This window comes from Kribbella sp. C-35, assembly GCF_046549195.1.
In the GTDB taxonomy this organism is placed as follows: Bacteria; Actinomycetota; Actinomycetes; order Propionibacteriales; family Kribbellaceae; genus Kribbella.
This window is the reverse complement of sequence record NZ_JAJPWG010000001.1, coordinates 1,792,649-1,807,777: the sequence shown is the minus strand read 5'-3', so window position 1 is coordinate 1,807,777 and position 15,129 is coordinate 1,792,649. Positions and strand designations below refer to the sequence as shown.

Here is a 15,129-nt window from a genome sequence, read left to right as displayed (position 1 = left end):
TCGGGTTCGGCAGGATTCTCACCATGCCACGGCACGCAGGCCGAGGACGGGGGATCGGGGAGGACCTATGGCCTGGGGGGACGTAGTCGTGGAACGCCGGAACGTCCCGCGGGCGGCAAACCCGCGGGACACCGAGGCGGCGCTCAACTGGCAGTTGGAGCGCGTCGGATCGGCGGCCTGGCTGGACTGGCCGCTGAAGTTCCAGCGGATGGCTTTCGGGTACGCGCACGACAGCGGCTGGCACGACGCGGCCGACGCGGTTCGGTGGCTCGACCACCACGCCCTGCTCCGTGAAGGGGCGGCGCCACGGGGGGCGCTGGTCTGGTACCAGGCGGCAGACCGGATCCGGGTGGCTTGTTCACTCGGCTCCGGTCAGGTGGTCGGCCCGCTGCCGACCGGACCGGTCGACGCTGCCGAGCTGTCACTACTGAGCACCGACTGGGTCTGGTCGGAGCCGCATTTCCCGTTCGGGCACTGAGTCGGGCGTCCGGCTGTCAGTCGCTGCCGACGACATGCTTGGGCGCGGCGTGCTTCGGGGCGTCGCCGGACTTGTTGTTGCGGTTGCGGCGGCGGGCCAGGACGTACTCGACGACCATCGGGATCAGCGAGACCAGCACCAGCAGGATCAGCGCGGACTCGAGGTGGTCGTGGATGAACTGCACGTTGCCGAGCGCGTGGCCGAGCAGCGTGATCCCCGGCGCCCAGATCACCGCGCCGACCCCGGTCCACAGGAAGAACTTCTTCGGGTCCATCTTCCCGGCGCCGGCCACGATCGTGATGAACGTCCGGACGATCGGCACGAAGCGCGCCATCACCAGGGCGCGCGGACCGAACCGCTCGAAGAATTCATGCGTTTGCTCGATGTACTTCGGTTTCAGGAACCGGGCGTTCGGGTTGCGGAACAACGACGTACCCAGGGCCCGGCCGATGTAGTAGCCGGAGACGTTGCCGAGGAACGCGGCGACGGTCAGCAGCACACAGGCCAGCCAGAGCGGTACGTCGATGGAGCCTTGCGCGATGAACAGGCCGACGGCGAACAGCAGTGAGTCACCGGGCAGGATCGGGAACAGCACCCCGCACTCGATGAACACCACCAGCAGCGTGCCCCAGAGGGCCCAGTTACCCATCCAGTGCAGGAGGTACTCCGGGTCCATCCAGTTGGGCATCAGCATCGCGACAAGAGGAAGCACGCGGACAGGGTAGCGTCCCAACCTGTGCATGAGCTGAGCAGCGACGTACGGGGAGCGGACATGGTGGGCCCGAGCGAGGTCGGAGTCGGCCCCTGGGAGGGTGACTGGCCCGACGACCCGCGCCTGGATCCGGAGCTGCTCGTGGCCGGGGACCGGCGCAATGTCGTGGACCGGTACCGGTACTGGAAGCTCGAGGCGATCGTCGAGGACCTGGACCGGCAGCGGAACCCGTTCCACGTCGCGATCGAGAACTGGCAGCACGATCTGAACATCGGCTCGGTCGTCCGGACGGCGAACGCATTCCTGGCGTCCGAGGTCCACATCGTCGGCAACCGCAAGTGGAACCGTCGGGGCGCGATGGTCACCGACCGCTACCAGCATGTCCGACACCAGCCGGCGCTGTCCGACCTCGCGACGTACGCCGCTGAGCGTTCGTTGGCCGTGATCGGTATCGACAACCTGCCGGGATCGGTGCCGTTGGAGACCTACGACCTGCCCCGCGAGTGCATCCTGCTCTTCGGTCAGGAGGGGCCCGGGCTCACCGAGGACGCGCACCAGATCTGCACGTCCGTTCTCTCCATCGCTCAGTTCGGCTCGACCCGCTCCATCAACGCCAGCGCGGCGGCCGCGATCGCGATGCACGCCTGGATCCGCCGGCACACGTTCGGTCAGCAGCCTTAGGTTTCCTGGAGGAGTTGCTCGATCAGGTTCGCGGCCAGCCGCAGTACGTCCAGCTCAGTCGGAGTGAGTCGTTCGGTCATCGCGCGGGTGAGCCAGTCGTCGGATTGGCGGACGTGTTCGATCAGCACCTGCAGGCCGCGCTCGGTGAGATCGATGGTCTGGCGGCGGCGATCCCGTGTGTCAGGTGAGCGGCTGATCAGCCCGTTCTGGTCGAGGGTCGCGAGTACTCGGGTCAGCGACTGTGGCTGAACCCGCTCGGCGGCTGCGAGTTCGGTCGCCGTCAGCTGCCCGCGCAGGTGGAGCAGGCCGAGCACTGTGAGCCCGGCGCCGCTCGTACCGTCGGCCGGGCGCTCGACCCGCATCCGCAGAGCGAGCCGCGTACTCGCCCTCCGAAGCTGGGTTGCGGTCTCTCTCACATCGTTCACGAACACTACGCTAACACTTACTATTCGTGTCAGATTCGCTTGTATGCACGGTCAGCGATGATAAGCTCGGCTTACTTTCAATCCATCAGAGAGCAGCCATGTACGCCGATCAGAGCTTCGCGGCCCGCGACATGGTTCGCTGGTCGCGGGCAGCGCGCGTCCACCTCGCGCAACTGGTTACCGCGGCCCTCGCAATGGCCGCACCAATCACGTACGGCGTAACCACCGGCCACCTCACCCACGCCTCGTTCGCCGCTCTAGGCGCCCTGGCCGTCAACTTTGTGCACCCACCAACCATTCGCGGACCGTTTTCGTGGTTGGCCGGTGCTCAAAGTCGCCTCTTGTGGTTGGCCGGGGCACAAGGTCGCGTTGCGGGGGTCGTGATGGTGGCTGCGCTCCTTGGGGCGTGGTTGGGGGGTCGTGGATGGGTCGGCGCGGCGGGTGTCGTGGGGCTGGCTGCGGTTGCGGCGGTGGTTGGTGGGTTCAGTCGGTGGATGGCTGACGCGACGGCGCGGTTCACCGCGTTCCTGGTGATGGCGACCGGGCTGAATGGGGCCGCCTGGGAGGTTGCGTATTGGTTCGCGGGCGGGGTTGCGTGGGCGATCCTGCTGGGGCTCGCGGGTGCCGCGGTCTCGGCCCCGATTGCCCCGGCCGGCGGCGTGCCGACGTACCGGCAGTTGTGGCGACGGTGGTGGGGGAACCTGCATCGCTTCGAGGGATGGCAGTACGTCGTATGCCTGGTGCCCGCACTCGCGGTGGCCGAGGTGATCGGTGTGCTGTGGCATCAGGAGAAGGGGTACTGGATCGCGCTCGCCGTGGTGATCGTGATCCGGCGCCGCGGTGGATCGTTGCTTCGGGCAACGCAACGCTGCCTTGGTACGTGCGCCGGCGTACTCATCGGTGGCGCCCTCGTCCTCTGGGTCCCGCCGTCCTGGGCGATCGTGGCGGTGGTCAGCGTTCTCGCCGGACTGCGACCGCTGCTGAAGGAACGCAACTACGCGGCCTACGCCACCGTCATGACCCCGCTCGTCGTCCTCCTGATGGACCTGGGTCGTACGCCGGGCCTCTCGACGATCGGGTACCGCCTGATCGACACCGTGATCGGCTGCCTGATCGCGATCCTTCCTACTCTGGTTCTGAGGAGGCGACATGTGGCCTGACCACGCGATCTGGTGGCAGATCTACCCGCTCGGCTTCACTTCGGCTGAGGCGACGGCTCAACAGGCGGTCGTGCATCGCCTGCCACAGCTCGAGAACTGGCTCGACTACGCGATCAACCTGGGCTGCAACGGGCTCCTGCTCGGTCCTGTCTTCGCCTCCGAGACCCACGGCTACGACACCGTCGACCATTTCCGCATCGACCCGCGTCTGGGCGACGACGCCGACTTCGACCGCCTGATCGCCCAGGCCCACGCCCGCGGTCTCCGGGTCGCGCTCGACGGCGTCTTCAACCACGTCGCGCGTTCCTTCGCGCATCCGGACTGGTTCCGCCGCGGTGGCCTCGACACCTTTGAGGGTCACGAACATCTGGTGGCGCTCGACCACAGCAACCCCGACGTCGCGCAGTACGTCGGTGATGTGGTTCGGTTCTGGATCGACCGTGGTGTCGATGCGTGGCGCCTGGACGCGGCGTACGCCGTACCGCCCGAGTTCTGGCGCGACGCGCTGCCGCGGGACCGCGACACCTGGTACTTCGGTGAGGTGATCCACGGCGACTACGCCGCGTACGTCGAGAAGAGCGGGCTCGATTCCGTCACGCAGTACGAGCTGTGGAAGGCGATCTGGAGTTCGCTCAACGATCGCAACTTCTACGAGCTCTCGCACGCGCTCGGCCGGCACAACGCGCTGCTCGACACGTTCGTCCCGCAGACGTTCGTCGGCAACCACGACGTGACTCGTCTCGCGACCCGGCTCGAGGACGAACGCCACCTCGGCCACGCGCTGGCGATCCTGTTCACGGTCGCCGGTGTACCGAGCGTCTACTCGGGTGACGAGCAGGCGTTCCGCGGTCTCAAGGAGGATCGCGCCGGCGGGGACGATGCGATCCGGCCGGCGTTCCCGGGGTCGCCCGACGAGCTGGCGCCGTACGGCCGGCCGACGTACCGCTTGCACCAGGAACTCATCGGCGTACGGCGCCGTCATCCGTGGCTGACCCGGGCGCGGACGACCGTCGAGCATCTGACCAACGAGTCGCTCGCGCTCCGGAGCACCCACGGTGAGGAATCGGTCCTCCTGCTGCTGAACATCTCGGACCAGGAGCAGCGCTTCCCGCTCGCGGACACCCCGCCCGTCCCGGCTCACAGCTGGGAATTGTTGACAGGTCCGTAACCTTCCTCCACTTGCGCCCGTTGTTCTCGGTGAGACAGAAGTGAGGCTTCTCGTCGCGCTGGGTTTGGTGACGGGGCACATGGGGGTTTGCTGATGAACACTCTGTGGGACGAACTGATACACGAGCTGGGCACCGTGCGCGCGTTGAGCGCGGCAGCTCTGGAGGCGCGGTCGGAGACCTCGCGGGTCGCGCTGATCACCCTGCTGGACGCCGAGACCGCGGAGATCTCGGCGATCCTCGACCGCATCCTCCGCGAGGCCGCCGCCTCCTCAGCGGCCTAACACTGCACCGACTGCCAGACGGAGCGCTTCCGTCGGATCGTCGGGCTGGTCGAACGCGCGGTAGGCGATGTGCGCATCGGGCCGGACGAGCAGACAGCCTTCGTCCGGGATCTCGCGCACGCGCGCCCAGTCGCCGTACAGGTCGTCCAGCTCACGACCCGGCCCGATCACGAACGGCTCGATCGGTACGCCGAGCTGCTCGGACACGGACTGTGCCGCCTTCACCCATGCGTCCCCGCCGATGCCGGTGAGCAAGGTGAACCGGCCCTTCCCAACCACGTCGAGCGTGCTCACGGTGTCCGATCCACGCGTCAGCCAGCAGTGCGGGATCCGCGCACCGGGCCACGTTGTCGGGTGGTAGTACAGCTCGTGGTCCCGCTCGTACGGCGGCTCGGGCGTACCGTCGTCGACCACGGCTGACGACCGGTACCGCTGACCGAGCTCGACACCGTGCGCGTTGAACTCGTAGTCCTTCAGCTCGATCGCCTTCCGCAGCTCCTCACGCTGCGCGGCGCCCTCCGCGGTGTTGTCCTTGCGCGACTCGATCGTCCGTCCGGCCGGCGCGTCCGGCGTCATGCCGAGTGCCCGGAAGATCTGGCCGAACTGGCCGCGGCTCTTGTTGGCGCGGTCAACGATCTGCCGCGCGATCGGGGCGCGCTCGGCGTCGTAGGTCTGCAACAGCTCGGGCGCGGCCTGACCCTTGAGGACCAGCGCGAGTTTCCAGGACAGGTTGTACGCGTCCTGGATCGAGGTGTTCGAGCCGAGGCCGTTGCTCGGCGGGTGCCGGTGGATCGCGTCACCCATACAGAAGACGCGGCCCTTCGAGATCTTCTCGGCGTACATGTGGTTGACGCTCCAGACCGACGTACCCTTCAGCTTCACGTCGATGGTGTCGTCGCCGACCAGGTTGTGCACGATCTCGGTCGCCATCGCCTCGTCGACCACCGGGGCCGGCTGGTTGATGTCGTAGCCCCAGACGATCAGCCACTCGTTCCACGGGCGGACCATGCGGACGAGGCCCGCGCCGATCCCGCCGATCTGCGCGCCGGGCTGCAGGACCCAGTACAGAACGCTCGGGCGATGCGCGACGTACCGGCTCAGGTCGGCCTCGAACACGATGTTCATCGAACCCTCGATGTCCATCGCGCCGGCCATCGGCAGATCGATGTCCTGGGCAACCTTGCTCCGCCCGCCGTCCGCGCCGATCAGGTATTTGGCGCGGATCTGGTACGTCGTGTCGCTCAGCCGGTCCCGCACCGTGGCGGTGACCCCGTCGTCGTCCTGCTCGAGCTTCTCGTACTCCGTGTTGAACCGGAGCCGGGCACCGCGGGCAGCCGCGGTACTGACCAGGATCGGCTCGAAGAGCGTCTGGGGGAGATCCATGGGCAGGCAGGGACTAGCCTCCGTGTAGTCGGCCAGGCGGCGTGGATGCGTGCCCCACGTCCGGATCCGGCCGATCTCCTCGCCGGCCAGGCTGGTGCAGAACGCGGTCTGGCCCATCAGGTCGTGGGCGGTGCCCTTGTCGACGACCTGGTCCTCGATGCCCACGTCGCGCATCAACTCGATCGTGCGTTGGTTCGTGATGTGCGCGCGTGGCGTGTTGGCGGTCCAGCCGTACCGGGTGAGGACGATGTTGTCGACGCCGTACGTGGACAGGAAGAGGGAGGCGGCGCCGCCGGCCGGGCCACTACCGACGATGAGAACGTCTGTGGTGATCATTGCTGGACCTCCTCGGTGGTGGCGAGCACCAGGTCGTAGTCGACGGTGTAGTACGGCTGCTCCGGCGTACTGCCGTCGGGGGCCTCGGTGCCGGCCGGGTGTTCGGTGAAGTCGGCGATGAGCGACTGCTTGACGCCGAACACCGCATCGGTGTCGAGGTACTCGTCGCCTGCCGCGAAGACATGCGTGATCAGGCGGCTGTACCCGGGGGCCGTGACCATGAAATGAATGTGCGCCGGGCGCATCGGACCGCGACCGCCCGCGCGGAGCAGTTCGCCGACCGGACCGTCATCGGGGATCGGGTAGGCGACCGGCTTGACCGCCCAGAACCGGTAGTTGCCGTCGGCATCGGTCGTCAGATGGGCGCGGTTCTGCGGACCGTCGAGTTCCTTCTGTACGTCGTAGAACCCGTCCTCGTCGGCCTGCCAGGTCTCGACGAGCGCCTGCGGGATCGGTTCGCCGTTGGTGTTGAGGACACGCCCGCTCACCAGGCACGGCTGTCCAGGGGCGCCGTTCGAGATATCGCCACCGAGTTGCACCTCGGGAGATCCCTCGACGAAGAACGGGCCGAACACAGTGGACTGCGTGGCCGCGGGCGGCTTCCGATTGCCCAGACCGACCGTGAGCATGGACAGCCCGAGTACGTCGGCCAGCAGCACGAACTCCTGTCGCGTGCCGGTCGAGATCTGACCGGTCCGGGTCAGGAAGTCGATCGCGGTGAAGTACTCGTCCTCGGTGAGGTCCACCTCGCGTGCGAACGCGTGCAGGTGGCGCACGAGCGCGCTCATCACCTCCCGGTAGCGGCCGCTCGGGCTGTCCCCGAAGCTGGCCACCACGGCTGCGGTCAGATCATCTCCTTGCAGGTCCATCCGGTCTCCTCGCTCGTCAAGGTCGCGTACCGGACCAGGCGCGGGTCAGAATCTCCCGCACCAGGTCCTCCGTCACCGGGATCGGGTTGTCCGTCGGCGCGAACGCCGCGGCTGCTTCCGCGACCTGCGCCTCGGTCAAGCCCAGCTCCCGCAAAGTTGTTGGCACCCCCGCTGCCTGGAACAGGTCGAACAGTCCGCCTGCCAGGTCTGTTGTGCCCAGGGCGGCTTCCAGTCGTGTTTTCGCTTGTGGAACTGAGGAAGCGTTGACGCGGGCCACCTGAGGAAGCACCGCCGCGTGCGTCTCTGCGTGCGGCAGGTTGTAGGTGCCGCCCAGCAGATGGCACAGCTTGTGATGCAGGCCGGTCCCCGCCGTCGCCAACGCCGACCCCGCCAAGCAGGCGCCGTACAGAAGGTTGCTTCGAGCATCTAAGTCGCCGGGGTCTCGCAGTACGTCCCGTAAGCCGTTACTCAACGCCCGTAGCCCTTCAACCGCGCTCAGCTCCGTGATCGGATCGGCCTTCGGCGTCCAGACTGCCTCGACACAATGCGCGATGGCGTTCGCCACACTCGCCGCAGTCACCTTCAACGGCAACCCACGGCTCAACACCGGGTCGTAAACAACCACCCGGGGCAACACCCGCACATCGGTCCCAGTGCTCTTGCGCCCACCCGTCGTCTCACCCCACACAGGCGTCATCTCAGACCCGGCGTACGTAGTAGGCACAGCAACAACCACAACCCCAGCACCCGTTAGAGCGATTGCTTTTGCTAGGCCGATTGCTGAGCCGCCTCCGATGGCTACGACTGCGTCGGCGTCGACCTCTCGCGCCTTGGTGCGGGCGTTCTCGGCGACCTCGGTCGGCACGTGTTGGGCGACTCCGTCGATCCGGCTCGCGAACAGGTCGCCCAATTGCGCCTCGACCACGTCGGCCGCGGCGCGCGCGGAGTTCGTCGCCACCACGAGCGCCCGCCGTACGCCGAGCGCTTCGACCTCGATCGCAACCCGGTCGAGCGAGCCGGCACCGAACACCACCCGCCCGGGCAGGAACCTATGCACGAACCCAGCGCCGAACAGCGCCGCATCAGGCTCGACTGGACGTGGCATCGGCAGCTCCGCTAGGATTTCGCTCAGCGAATAGTTTTTCTTTCAACGAAGAGCAGGCTAGCCGATGCCGAGTGACGCGTCTACAGGCACGTTTCTGCAAGGTCTGGAGCGCGGCCTCGCGGTGATCCGCGCGTTCTCCACCGAAGCGCCCTCGCTGACCCTCAGCGAAGTGGCACGCGCGGTCGGCATCACGCCCGCGACCGCGCGCCGGATCCTCCTCACGCTGGAGGAACTCGGCTATGTACGCAGCGACAACCGCCGCTTCTCCCTCACCCCGCGCGTCCTCGCCCTCGGCTGGGCCTACCTGTCCTCCCTGGACCTCGGCGAACTCGCCGGCCCGTTCATGGAGGAGCTGAGCGCCAAGACCCGCGAGTCCTGCTCGATCGCGACCCTCGACCTCCCCGACATCGTGTACGTCGCCCGCGTGCCAACCAGCCGGATCATGACCGTCGCCCTCGGGGTCGGCGCCCGGCTCCCGGCGTACCCGACCTCGATGGGCCGGGTCCTGCTCTCCGCGCTGCCCGACGACGACCTCACGGCGTACCTCGAAACCCTGCAGGCTGAGCCGCTCACCGATCGCACGCTCACTGCCCCAGACGACCTGCGCGCGAGCATCACCCAGGCACGCGCCGACGGTTACGCCCTCGTGGACCAGGAACTCGAACTCGGCCTCCGCTCCATCGCCGCCCCCATTCACAACTCCCGCGGCCGCATCATCGCCGCGCTCAATGTCTCCGCTCACGCCTCCCGCTCGACCCCGACTTCGCTCTGCGAAGAGTTCCTCCCGCACCTTCAGGAAGCCGCCGCTCAGATCACCACCGCCCTCACCCACCGCGGCAACTTCTGATCGGCTAGAAAGTCGACGCCGAATCCGGAAGTGGTCTGTCCGGAACCCGGCCTAGCATCGGACGCATGGATCAGTCGTTCAGCGGCGAAGTCATCGAGTGGCGCGGCCCCGCGCCGTACTACTTCGTCCCCGTGCCCGACGAGGAGGGCGACGCGTTGCGAGCCGTTGCCTCGGCTGCCAGTTACGGCTGGGGAATGCTGCCGATTCGCGCTCGGATCGGCAGCACCGAGTGGAAGACGTCCCTGTACCCGAAGGACGGCAGCTACCTGCTCCCGCTGAAGGATGCCGTGCGCAAGCCGCAAAGACTGGACGCAGGCGACACGGTGGATGTCCGGCTGATGTTGGACGCGCTGCCCGAGAGGGAGAAACGTCCCGCACCTCCGCGGACGCCTCGCCCATCAGGCTCCCGAGAACCAGTCGCCGCGGAACAGCTCACGATCGTCCCCGCGAACCAGGCGACCGCCGAGGATCTCGAGGCGGTCTTCGGTACCAGCGGAGACACCTCCCGCTGCTCGTGCCAGCGGTTCCGGATGCTGCCCAAGGAGTCCTGGGCCTCGGAAGGACCCGAAGAGCTCGCCGCCCGGCTCCGTGACCAGACCGCCTGCGGAAACCCGAAGGCCAAGACCACGAGCGGCCTGGTCGCGTACCTCGACGGCGAACCCGTCGGCTGGTGCGCCGTCGCGTCGCGAGCCGACCATCCGAGGCTGCGCCGCGACAATCGCGTCCCTTGGATGGACCGCAACGAGGACAAGGCGGACACGACGGTTTGGGCCGTGACCTGCTTCGTCACCCGCGTCGGCTACCGGCGCCGCGGTATCAGTCGTGCACTCGCCCGCGCCGCCGCCGACTTCGCCCGGGAACGCGGCGCCCGCGCCGTGGAGGGCTATCCCGACTTCGTCGACGGCGGATCGGTCGGCACGCTCGGCACGTTCGCCGACGCCGGATTCGCCGAGGTGAGCCGGCCGGGCAAACGCCGCGCGGTCATGCGGATCGACTTCTGAACAGCCTCAGGCCTTCAGTTCTTCGAGGATCTGCAGGTAGTGCGGGTTGTTCATGATGCCGATCAGGTTGCCGAACGGGTCGACGACCGACGCGGTGCGGAAGCCCGTGTTGTTGCCTCGCTCAACGATTCCCTCGTTCAGCGTCGCCCCGAGCTCGAGCAGCCGCGCGAGCGTGCCCTCCAGGTCGTCGACGTGCCAGTTGACGATCGCCCCGGCCGCCGTCGGCCCGACCTGGTGCGTCGCGTACCTCGCGTCGATGATTCCCAGCTCGCACTGGAAGTCCCCGAACCGGAACTCGACGTACGCCGGCTCCTCCGCGGTCGGCACGGCGTAGTACGCCTCGATCCCCAGCAACTCCTCGTACCAGCGCCGCGCCGCCTTCACGTCGCCCGCGTAGAAGCTGACAGTCGCAAGCCCTCGCAACATCGTGGTGGTCCTCTCTCAGGTGTTGCCCCGGTTGATGACCACCACGATTCCACCCAAAGTGCTCACCGAGTGAGCACTTTGTTCAGTCGGTTTGGGTGACCTTGCGGAGGCCGCGAGGGGCGTCGGGATCCAGGCCGAGTTTGCGGGCGAGGAGCTCGATGGCGCGTTGGGCCGGGATGACCAGCGCGAGCGGGGCCAGCGTTTCAGGGAGGTCGGGGCCGGCCAGGTTCACGTCGCAGCGGGAGGCGAACGTGGGGTCGCCGCCGATGCCGAGGATCTTGCTGCCCTTCTCGCGGACGATGCCCGCCAGTTCGGTCATGCCAGGGAGGGCGGGGCCCTCGCCCGCCGCGACCAGGATCGTCACCAGGTCGGAGTCGACGACCGCGATCGGGCCGTGCTTCAGGTCGGCGTACGAGAGTCCGCGGACCGGCTGCAAGCAGGTCTCCTCGAGCTTCAGTGCGACCTCGAGCGTCGTGCCGAACGTCAGTCCGCGACCACTCGCGAGCACGTCGTGCGCCGCCGCCAGCAGGTCCGCTGCCGCCTCGACCGACCCGGACAGCATCTTGGTCGCGGCGTCCGGAACCCGCGCGATGTCGGCGTCGAGTGTCCCCGGCCGCGGCGCGAGCGCGTCCACGGCGACGGTGATCGCGGCCAGTTGCGTCGTGTACGTCTTCGTGGCCGGTACGGCGAGCTCCTGGCCCGCCTGCGTGATCAGGGCGACGTCGGCCGTCGAGGCCAGCGGGCTGTTGCCGTCGTTCGTGATGCCGACGATCGCCGCGCCGTTCCGCTTCGCCCACTCGGCAGTGTCGACGATCTCCTGGGTCGCGCCCGACTGGCTGACCGCGACCACGAGCGAGTTCGACAGGTCCAGGTTCGCGCCGTACAGCGTGGCAACCGACGGAGCGGCCAGCGACGCCTGTCGGCCGGCGTGGATCTCGGTCAGATAGCGGCCGTAGACGCTCGCGTTGTCGGACGATCCGCGCGCCACGAAGATCACGTTCCGGCGCCCGGCGGCCAGCCGGGTGATGTCGTGCCGCAGCGGCAGAACATGCTCGAAGGTCGCGGCGAGCGCGGCCGGCTGCTCGGCAATCTCGGCCGCCATCCGGGTCTCTTGGGCGGGGACAGACACCACTGCGATCACTGGTCCTATCTGGTCTTAACAGGTATGCTGCGCACGATAGCAGTGAGCGGCGTCCCGGGGCACCCCCGAGACCCGCCCAGGTCTGGAGGATCGAGATTCCATGGTGGCGACGAAGCGGGCCCAGGTCCGATCGGTGCTGGAACGGCTGATCGACGTCGAGCTGCATCCCGGGGACCCGATCCCCTCCGAACGTGCCCTGGTGGACAAGCTGAACGTCTCCCGGGTGACCGTCCGGCAGGCGATCAGCGACCTGGTCGAGTCCGGCGCCCTCGAACGGGTGCACGGCAAGGGGACCTTCGTCACCGGTCCACAGGTCGACTCGCAGCTGCACCTGACCTCGTTCTCCCGGGAGATGCGGGCCCGTGGGCTCGAGCCCGGAACCGTGGTGCTGTCGGCCAGCGAGATCGAGGCCTCCGACGAGACCGCGAAGGGCCTGCGGGTCGCCAAGGGCACCAAGGTGATCCGGGTCGAGCGGCTCCGCACGGCCGATGCGTCGCCGATGGCCTACGAGGTCGGCTACTACCCGTCCGCGCTCTTCCCCGGCCTGCTCGGCCGCGAGCTCGGCACTCTCTACGACGTCTTTGCCAGTGAGTACGACGTCGTCGTCACCTCCGGTGAGCAGACCGTCCGGGCGGACAACGCCGACGGTCATGTCGCCCGGGTGCTCGGCGTGGCCCGGCGGGCACCCCTGCTGGTCCTCGAGCGCACCACCTTCGCCGGCCGCAAGGTCGTCGAACTGTCCTGGTCGGCCTACCGCGCCGACCGCTACCGGCTGCACATGGCCCTGACCCCCCGCGGCCCGCGCACCGGGTCGGCCTGAGCCCGACGCGCGGTCGTCATCGGGCCGCAACGAACTGGACCTGTCCTGTTCATCAACTGGTCTACATCCCTGCCGATCGCTCCCCGGCCACCGGGCCGGTTCGGCAGGTGGGCCGCCGGATCCGACGAAGTGCCCGGCAGCAATACTGGAGCCGAACCCACAAGAACTGTGTTGTGAGGAGTACCGCGAGACATGCCTATTGCAACCCCTGAGGTCTACGCCGAGATGCTGGACAAGGCCAAGCAGAACCGCTTCGCCTACCCGGCCATCAACGTCAGCTCCTCGCAGACGCTGATCGCCGCGATCCGCGGTTTCGCCGAGGCGGGCTCGGACGGCATCGTCCAGGTCTCCACCGGCGGCGCCGACTACCTGTCCGGTTCCACCGTGAAGAACATGGTGACCGGCTCGGTCGCCCTGGCCGCCTACGCGCACGAGGTCGCCAAGAACTATCCGGTGAACATCGCGCTGCACACCGACCACTGCCCGAAGGACAAGCTGGACGGTTTCGTCCGGCCGCTGCTGGCGATCTCCGCCGAGCGCGTCGCCCGGGGCGAGAACCCGCTGTTCCAGTCGCACATGTGGGACGGCTCGGCGGTGCCGCTGACCGAGAACCTGGAGATCGCCAAGGAGCTGCTGGCCCAGACGGCCGCGGCGAAGATCGTCCTGGAGATCGAGGTCGGCGTCGTCGGCGGCGAAGAGGACGGCGTCGCCAACGAGATCAACGAGAAGCTGTACACCACCGTCGAGGACGGCCTGGCCACGGTCGAGGCGCTCGGCACCGGTGACAACGGCCGCTACCTGACCGCGCTGACCTTCGGCAACGTGCACGGCGTCTACAAGCCGGGCGCCGTCAAGCTGCGGCCGGAGATCCTCGCGGAGATCCAGGACGCGGTCGGCGCCAAGGTCGGCAAGGAGCGCCCGTTCGACCTGGTGTTCCACGGCGGGTCCGGCTCGACGCTCGAGGAGATCCGGGCGGCGGTCGACAACGGCGTCATCAAGATGAACGTCGACACCGACACGCAGTACGCGTTCACCCGGCCGGCGGCGGGGCACATGTTCGCCAACTACGACGGCGTACTGAAGGTCGACGGCGAGGTCGGCAACAAGAAGGCCTACGACCCGCGCGCGTGGGGCAAGGCGGCCGAGGAAGGTATGGCGAAGCGCGTCGCGGAGGCCTGCGAGGACCTTCGCTCGACGGGCACGTCGCTGAACGCCTGACATCATCTGGTCCTCCTGTAGGGGGGCTGCGAAGGGCTCACCGCCACCGGCGGTGGGCCCTTCTGTCACATCCGGGCTAGGTCGAAGTGGCGGATTCCGGTGCGGCGGGCGGCTCGGGTGAACGTGGTTCGGATGCGGTCGGCCACGGTCGGTGGGTCGGCGAGGTCGGTCCAGGAGATCCAGCAGTGCTCGACGGGTTGCGGCCCGTCGGGGTCGGCGACGGCCGGCTCGGGGATCGGCTCGTCGACGGAAGGCTCGAATTCCTCGCACCAGAAGGGAAAGCGCGGTTCGAACTCGACGACAGTGCGCTCGTCGGGGAACCACAGTCCTTCAGCTGGGGAGACGTCGGGATCAGTTGGTTCGCAGTCCGGTGGCGGTGACGGGCTGGGTGCGGGGAGGCCGGCGTCGGCGAGGATGAAGCGCAGCCGGGACTCGGCGATCGAGGCCGATCCGGTGAGCTGGTCGAGGACTCGGGTAGCCCGCTTGGTGCCGTGGTCGAGCAGCGTGACCGCACGGTTCAACGTGCGCCGGTTGACGAGTCCGGCGTACATCGCGGCGTCGGCGAGCACGACGGCGGGCGCGGGTGGTGCGGTCGCGGCCACCTCGGCGATCGCGCGGGCGGGCGAGGCCATGCGCAGCCTGTTCCACAGTTGGAGGCCAGGTCCCACTGGGTCGCGGATGTGGCGGTGGACGCCGCGGAGCCGTCCGGAGCGACCGTCCGACGCGGTCACGTGGACGCGGGTCAGGTCGAGACCCCAGACAGGCAAGGCATGCAGGGCTGCCGCCGACTGATGGCTGGCGAACACGCCGGGTCCGCCGGCGCGCAGGACCTCGTAGATCCGGCGCAGGTACAGGACCTCGTCGGTGACGAGCATGAGTGAACGGTGAGCGGCATAGGTCCCGCGCCGGATCCGTCGCCAGGAGCCGGAGTGCAGGAGGGAGTCGATGTCAGCGTCGTGGTAGCCGGAGGCACGTGCGTCGGCCCGGGTGAACACGCCACCCCGGATCGACGCCATCACGGCAAGTTGAGGATTCATGCCCAAGAACGTGCCGCGATCCGACCCCGCCCGGACCCAC

General features: G+C 68.1%; 17 protein-coding genes. 9 read left to right on the top strand and 8 right to left on the bottom strand.

The genetic code is table 11. From position 1 onward, the window contains the following. The first annotated feature begins 67 nt into the window (after positions 1–67). Entirely contained in the window at positions 68–478 is a 411-nt protein-coding gene (locus ACLJOO_RS09190) for a hypothetical protein (RefSeq protein ID WP_410786440.1), read from the top strand. A gap of 16 nt (positions 479–494) precedes the next feature. Here the strand turns inward: ACLJOO_RS09190 and ACLJOO_RS09185 are convergent, their stop codons facing one another. Then, positions 495–1,190 carry a DedA family protein gene (locus ACLJOO_RS09185; protein ID WP_410786439.1) on the bottom strand — a complete coding sequence of 232 codons (696 nt, stop codon included), beginning with the start codon at positions 1,188–1,190 and terminating at the stop codon, positions 495–497. A gap of 60 nt (positions 1,191–1,250) precedes the next feature. Between ACLJOO_RS09185 and ACLJOO_RS09180 the strand changes: the two genes are divergently transcribed. Then, positions 1,251–1,871 (top strand): TrmH family RNA methyltransferase, encoded by a 621-nt coding sequence (locus ACLJOO_RS09180; protein ID WP_410787137.1) that lies wholly within the window; start codon positions 1,251–1,253, stop codon positions 1,869–1,871. Here the strand turns inward: ACLJOO_RS09180 and ACLJOO_RS09175 are convergent. Further along, entirely contained in the window at positions 1,868–2,296 is a 429-nt protein-coding gene (locus ACLJOO_RS09175) for a MarR family winged helix-turn-helix transcriptional regulator (RefSeq protein WP_410786438.1), read from the bottom strand. The two genes, ACLJOO_RS09180 and ACLJOO_RS09175, sit on opposite strands and share 4 nt — an antisense overlap. A 494-nt stretch (positions 2,297–2,790) precedes the next feature. On the opposite strand from ACLJOO_RS09175, the gene ACLJOO_RS09170 reads away from it, so the two are divergent. The 3 genes from ACLJOO_RS09170 to ACLJOO_RS09160 all read left to right on the top strand — a co-directional run bounded on the left by ACLJOO_RS09170 (position 2,791) and on the right by ACLJOO_RS09160 (position 4,906). Next, the gene (locus tag ACLJOO_RS09170; protein WP_410786437.1) at positions 2,791–3,456 is read left to right on the top strand and encodes an FUSC family protein; all 666 of its coding nucleotides are present in this window, start codon (positions 2,791–2,793) and stop codon (positions 3,454–3,456) included. Next, positions 3,446–4,624: an alpha-amylase family protein gene (locus ACLJOO_RS09165; protein ID WP_410786436.1), complete on the top strand. Its 1,179-nt coding sequence runs from the start codon at positions 3,446–3,448 to the stop codon at positions 4,622–4,624. Before ACLJOO_RS09170 ends, ACLJOO_RS09165 begins: the two co-directional genes overlap by 11 nt. 93 nt (positions 4,625–4,717) lie before the next feature. Further along, positions 4,718–4,906, top strand: coding sequence for a hypothetical protein (locus ACLJOO_RS09160; RefSeq protein WP_131336007.1), 189 nt, complete (start codon positions 4,718–4,720; stop codon positions 4,904–4,906). Here ACLJOO_RS09160 and ACLJOO_RS09155 read toward each other — a convergent pair. From ACLJOO_RS09155 to ACLJOO_RS09145, 3 genes are read right to left on the bottom strand one after another with little or no spacing between them, the layout of a single operon-like run. Continuing rightward, positions 4,895–6,625, bottom strand: a complete 1,731-nt coding sequence (locus ACLJOO_RS09155; protein WP_410786435.1) for an FAD-dependent monooxygenase — start codon at positions 6,623–6,625, stop codon at positions 4,895–4,897. The two genes, ACLJOO_RS09160 and ACLJOO_RS09155, sit on opposite strands and share 12 nt — an antisense overlap. Continuing rightward, complete coding sequence (locus ACLJOO_RS09150; protein ID WP_410786434.1) at positions 6,622–7,494, bottom strand: intradiol ring-cleavage dioxygenase; 873 nt, start codon at positions 7,492–7,494, stop codon at positions 6,622–6,624. Before ACLJOO_RS09150 ends, ACLJOO_RS09155 begins: the two co-directional genes overlap by 4 nt. A 16-nt stretch (positions 7,495–7,510) precedes the next feature. After that, positions 7,511–8,599 (bottom strand): maleylacetate reductase, encoded by a 1,089-nt coding sequence (locus ACLJOO_RS09145; RefSeq protein WP_410786433.1) that lies wholly within the window; start codon positions 8,597–8,599, stop codon positions 7,511–7,513. 64 nt (positions 8,600–8,663) lie between these two features. On the opposite strand from ACLJOO_RS09145, the gene ACLJOO_RS09140 reads away from it, so the two are divergent. Together ACLJOO_RS09140 and ACLJOO_RS09135 are read left to right on the top strand one after the other, a co-directional pair. Further along, positions 8,664–9,446 (top strand): IclR family transcriptional regulator C-terminal domain-containing protein, encoded by a 783-nt coding sequence (locus ACLJOO_RS09140; RefSeq protein WP_410786432.1) that lies wholly within the window; start codon positions 8,664–8,666, stop codon positions 9,444–9,446. Positions 9,447–9,511: 65 nt separating this feature from the next. Beyond that, the gene (locus ACLJOO_RS09135; RefSeq protein WP_410786431.1) at positions 9,512–10,447 is read left to right on the top strand and encodes a GNAT family N-acetyltransferase; all 936 of its coding nucleotides are present in this window, start codon (positions 9,512–9,514) and stop codon (positions 10,445–10,447) included. Between the two features lie 6 nt (positions 10,448–10,453). On the opposite strand, the gene ACLJOO_RS09130 is transcribed toward ACLJOO_RS09135, so the two are convergent. Both ACLJOO_RS09130 and ACLJOO_RS09125 read right to left on the bottom strand, forming a co-directional pair. Beyond that, entirely contained in the window at positions 10,454–10,873 is a 420-nt protein-coding gene (locus ACLJOO_RS09130) for a VOC family protein (protein ID WP_410786430.1), read from the bottom strand. An 82-nt stretch (positions 10,874–10,955) separates the two neighbouring features. Further along, complete coding sequence (locus ACLJOO_RS09125; RefSeq protein WP_410786429.1) at positions 10,956–11,975, bottom strand: SIS domain-containing protein; 1,020 nt, start codon at positions 11,973–11,975, stop codon at positions 10,956–10,958. 139 nt (positions 11,976–12,114) lie between these two features. On the opposite strand from ACLJOO_RS09125, the gene ACLJOO_RS09120 reads away from it, so the two are divergent. Together ACLJOO_RS09120 and fbaA are read left to right on the top strand one after the other, a co-directional pair. After that, complete coding sequence (locus tag ACLJOO_RS09120; RefSeq protein ID WP_130388014.1) at positions 12,115–12,834, top strand: GntR family transcriptional regulator; 720 nt, start codon at positions 12,115–12,117, stop codon at positions 12,832–12,834. 192 nt (positions 12,835–13,026) lie between these two features. Further along, complete coding sequence (gene fbaA, locus ACLJOO_RS09115) at positions 13,027–14,052, top strand: class II fructose-bisphosphate aldolase (RefSeq protein WP_410786428.1); 1,026 nt, start codon at positions 13,027–13,029, stop codon at positions 14,050–14,052. A 65-nt stretch (positions 14,053–14,117) separates the two neighbouring features. Here fbaA and ACLJOO_RS09110 read toward each other — a convergent pair whose 3' ends face one another. Further along, the gene (locus ACLJOO_RS09110; protein ID WP_410786427.1) at positions 14,118–15,089 is read right to left on the bottom strand and encodes a type IV toxin-antitoxin system AbiEi family antitoxin domain-containing protein; all 972 of its coding nucleotides are present in this window, start codon (positions 15,087–15,089) and stop codon (positions 14,118–14,120) included. Positions 15,090–15,129 lie beyond the last annotated feature (40 nt).

What these genes read in the sequence shown, in the direction of transcription:
- ACLJOO_RS09165 (WP_410786436.1), top strand. Translation starts at nt 3,446, where the DNA reads ATGTGGCCTGACCACGCGATCTGGTGGCAGATCTACCCGCTCGGCTTC.
- ACLJOO_RS09180 (WP_410787137.1), top strand. Translation starts at nt 1,251, where the DNA reads ATGGTGGGCCCGAGCGAGGTCGGAGTCGGCCCCTGGGAGGGTGACTGG.
- ACLJOO_RS09150 (WP_410786434.1), bottom strand. Translation starts at nt 7,494, where the DNA reads ATGGACCTGCAAGGAGATGATCTGACCGCAGCCGTGGTGGCCAGCTTC.
- ACLJOO_RS09125 (WP_410786429.1), bottom strand. Translation starts at nt 11,975, where the DNA reads ATGGCGGCCGAGATTGCCGAGCAGCCGGCCGCGCTCGCCGCGACCTTC.
- ACLJOO_RS09145 (WP_410786433.1), bottom strand. Translation starts at nt 8,599, where the DNA reads ATGCCACGTCCAGTCGAGCCTGATGCGGCGCTGTTCGGCGCTGGGTTC.
- ACLJOO_RS09190 (WP_410786440.1), top strand. Translation starts at nt 68, where the DNA reads ATGGCCTGGGGGGACGTAGTCGTGGAACGCCGGAACGTCCCGCGGGCG.
- fbaA (WP_410786428.1), top strand. Translation starts at nt 13,027, where the DNA reads ATGCCTATTGCAACCCCTGAGGTCTACGCCGAGATGCTGGACAAGGCC.
- ACLJOO_RS09140 (WP_410786432.1), top strand. Translation starts at nt 8,664, where the DNA reads ATGCCGAGTGACGCGTCTACAGGCACGTTTCTGCAAGGTCTGGAGCGC.
- ACLJOO_RS09120 (WP_130388014.1), top strand. Translation starts at nt 12,115, where the DNA reads ATGGTGGCGACGAAGCGGGCCCAGGTCCGATCGGTGCTGGAACGGCTG.
- ACLJOO_RS09160 (WP_131336007.1), top strand. Translation starts at nt 4,718, where the DNA reads ATGAACACTCTGTGGGACGAACTGATACACGAGCTGGGCACCGTGCGC.
- ACLJOO_RS09130 (WP_410786430.1), bottom strand. Translation starts at nt 10,873, where the DNA reads ATGTTGCGAGGGCTTGCGACTGTCAGCTTCTACGCGGGCGACGTGAAG.
- ACLJOO_RS09110 (WP_410786427.1), bottom strand. Translation starts at nt 15,089, where the DNA reads ATGAATCCTCAACTTGCCGTGATGGCGTCGATCCGGGGTGGCGTGTTC.
- ACLJOO_RS09170 (WP_410786437.1), top strand. Translation starts at nt 2,791, where the DNA reads ATGGCTGACGCGACGGCGCGGTTCACCGCGTTCCTGGTGATGGCGACC.
- ACLJOO_RS09135 (WP_410786431.1), top strand. Translation starts at nt 9,512, where the DNA reads ATGGATCAGTCGTTCAGCGGCGAAGTCATCGAGTGGCGCGGCCCCGCG.
- ACLJOO_RS09155 (WP_410786435.1), bottom strand. Translation starts at nt 6,625, where the DNA reads ATGATCACCACAGACGTTCTCATCGTCGGTAGTGGCCCGGCCGGCGGC.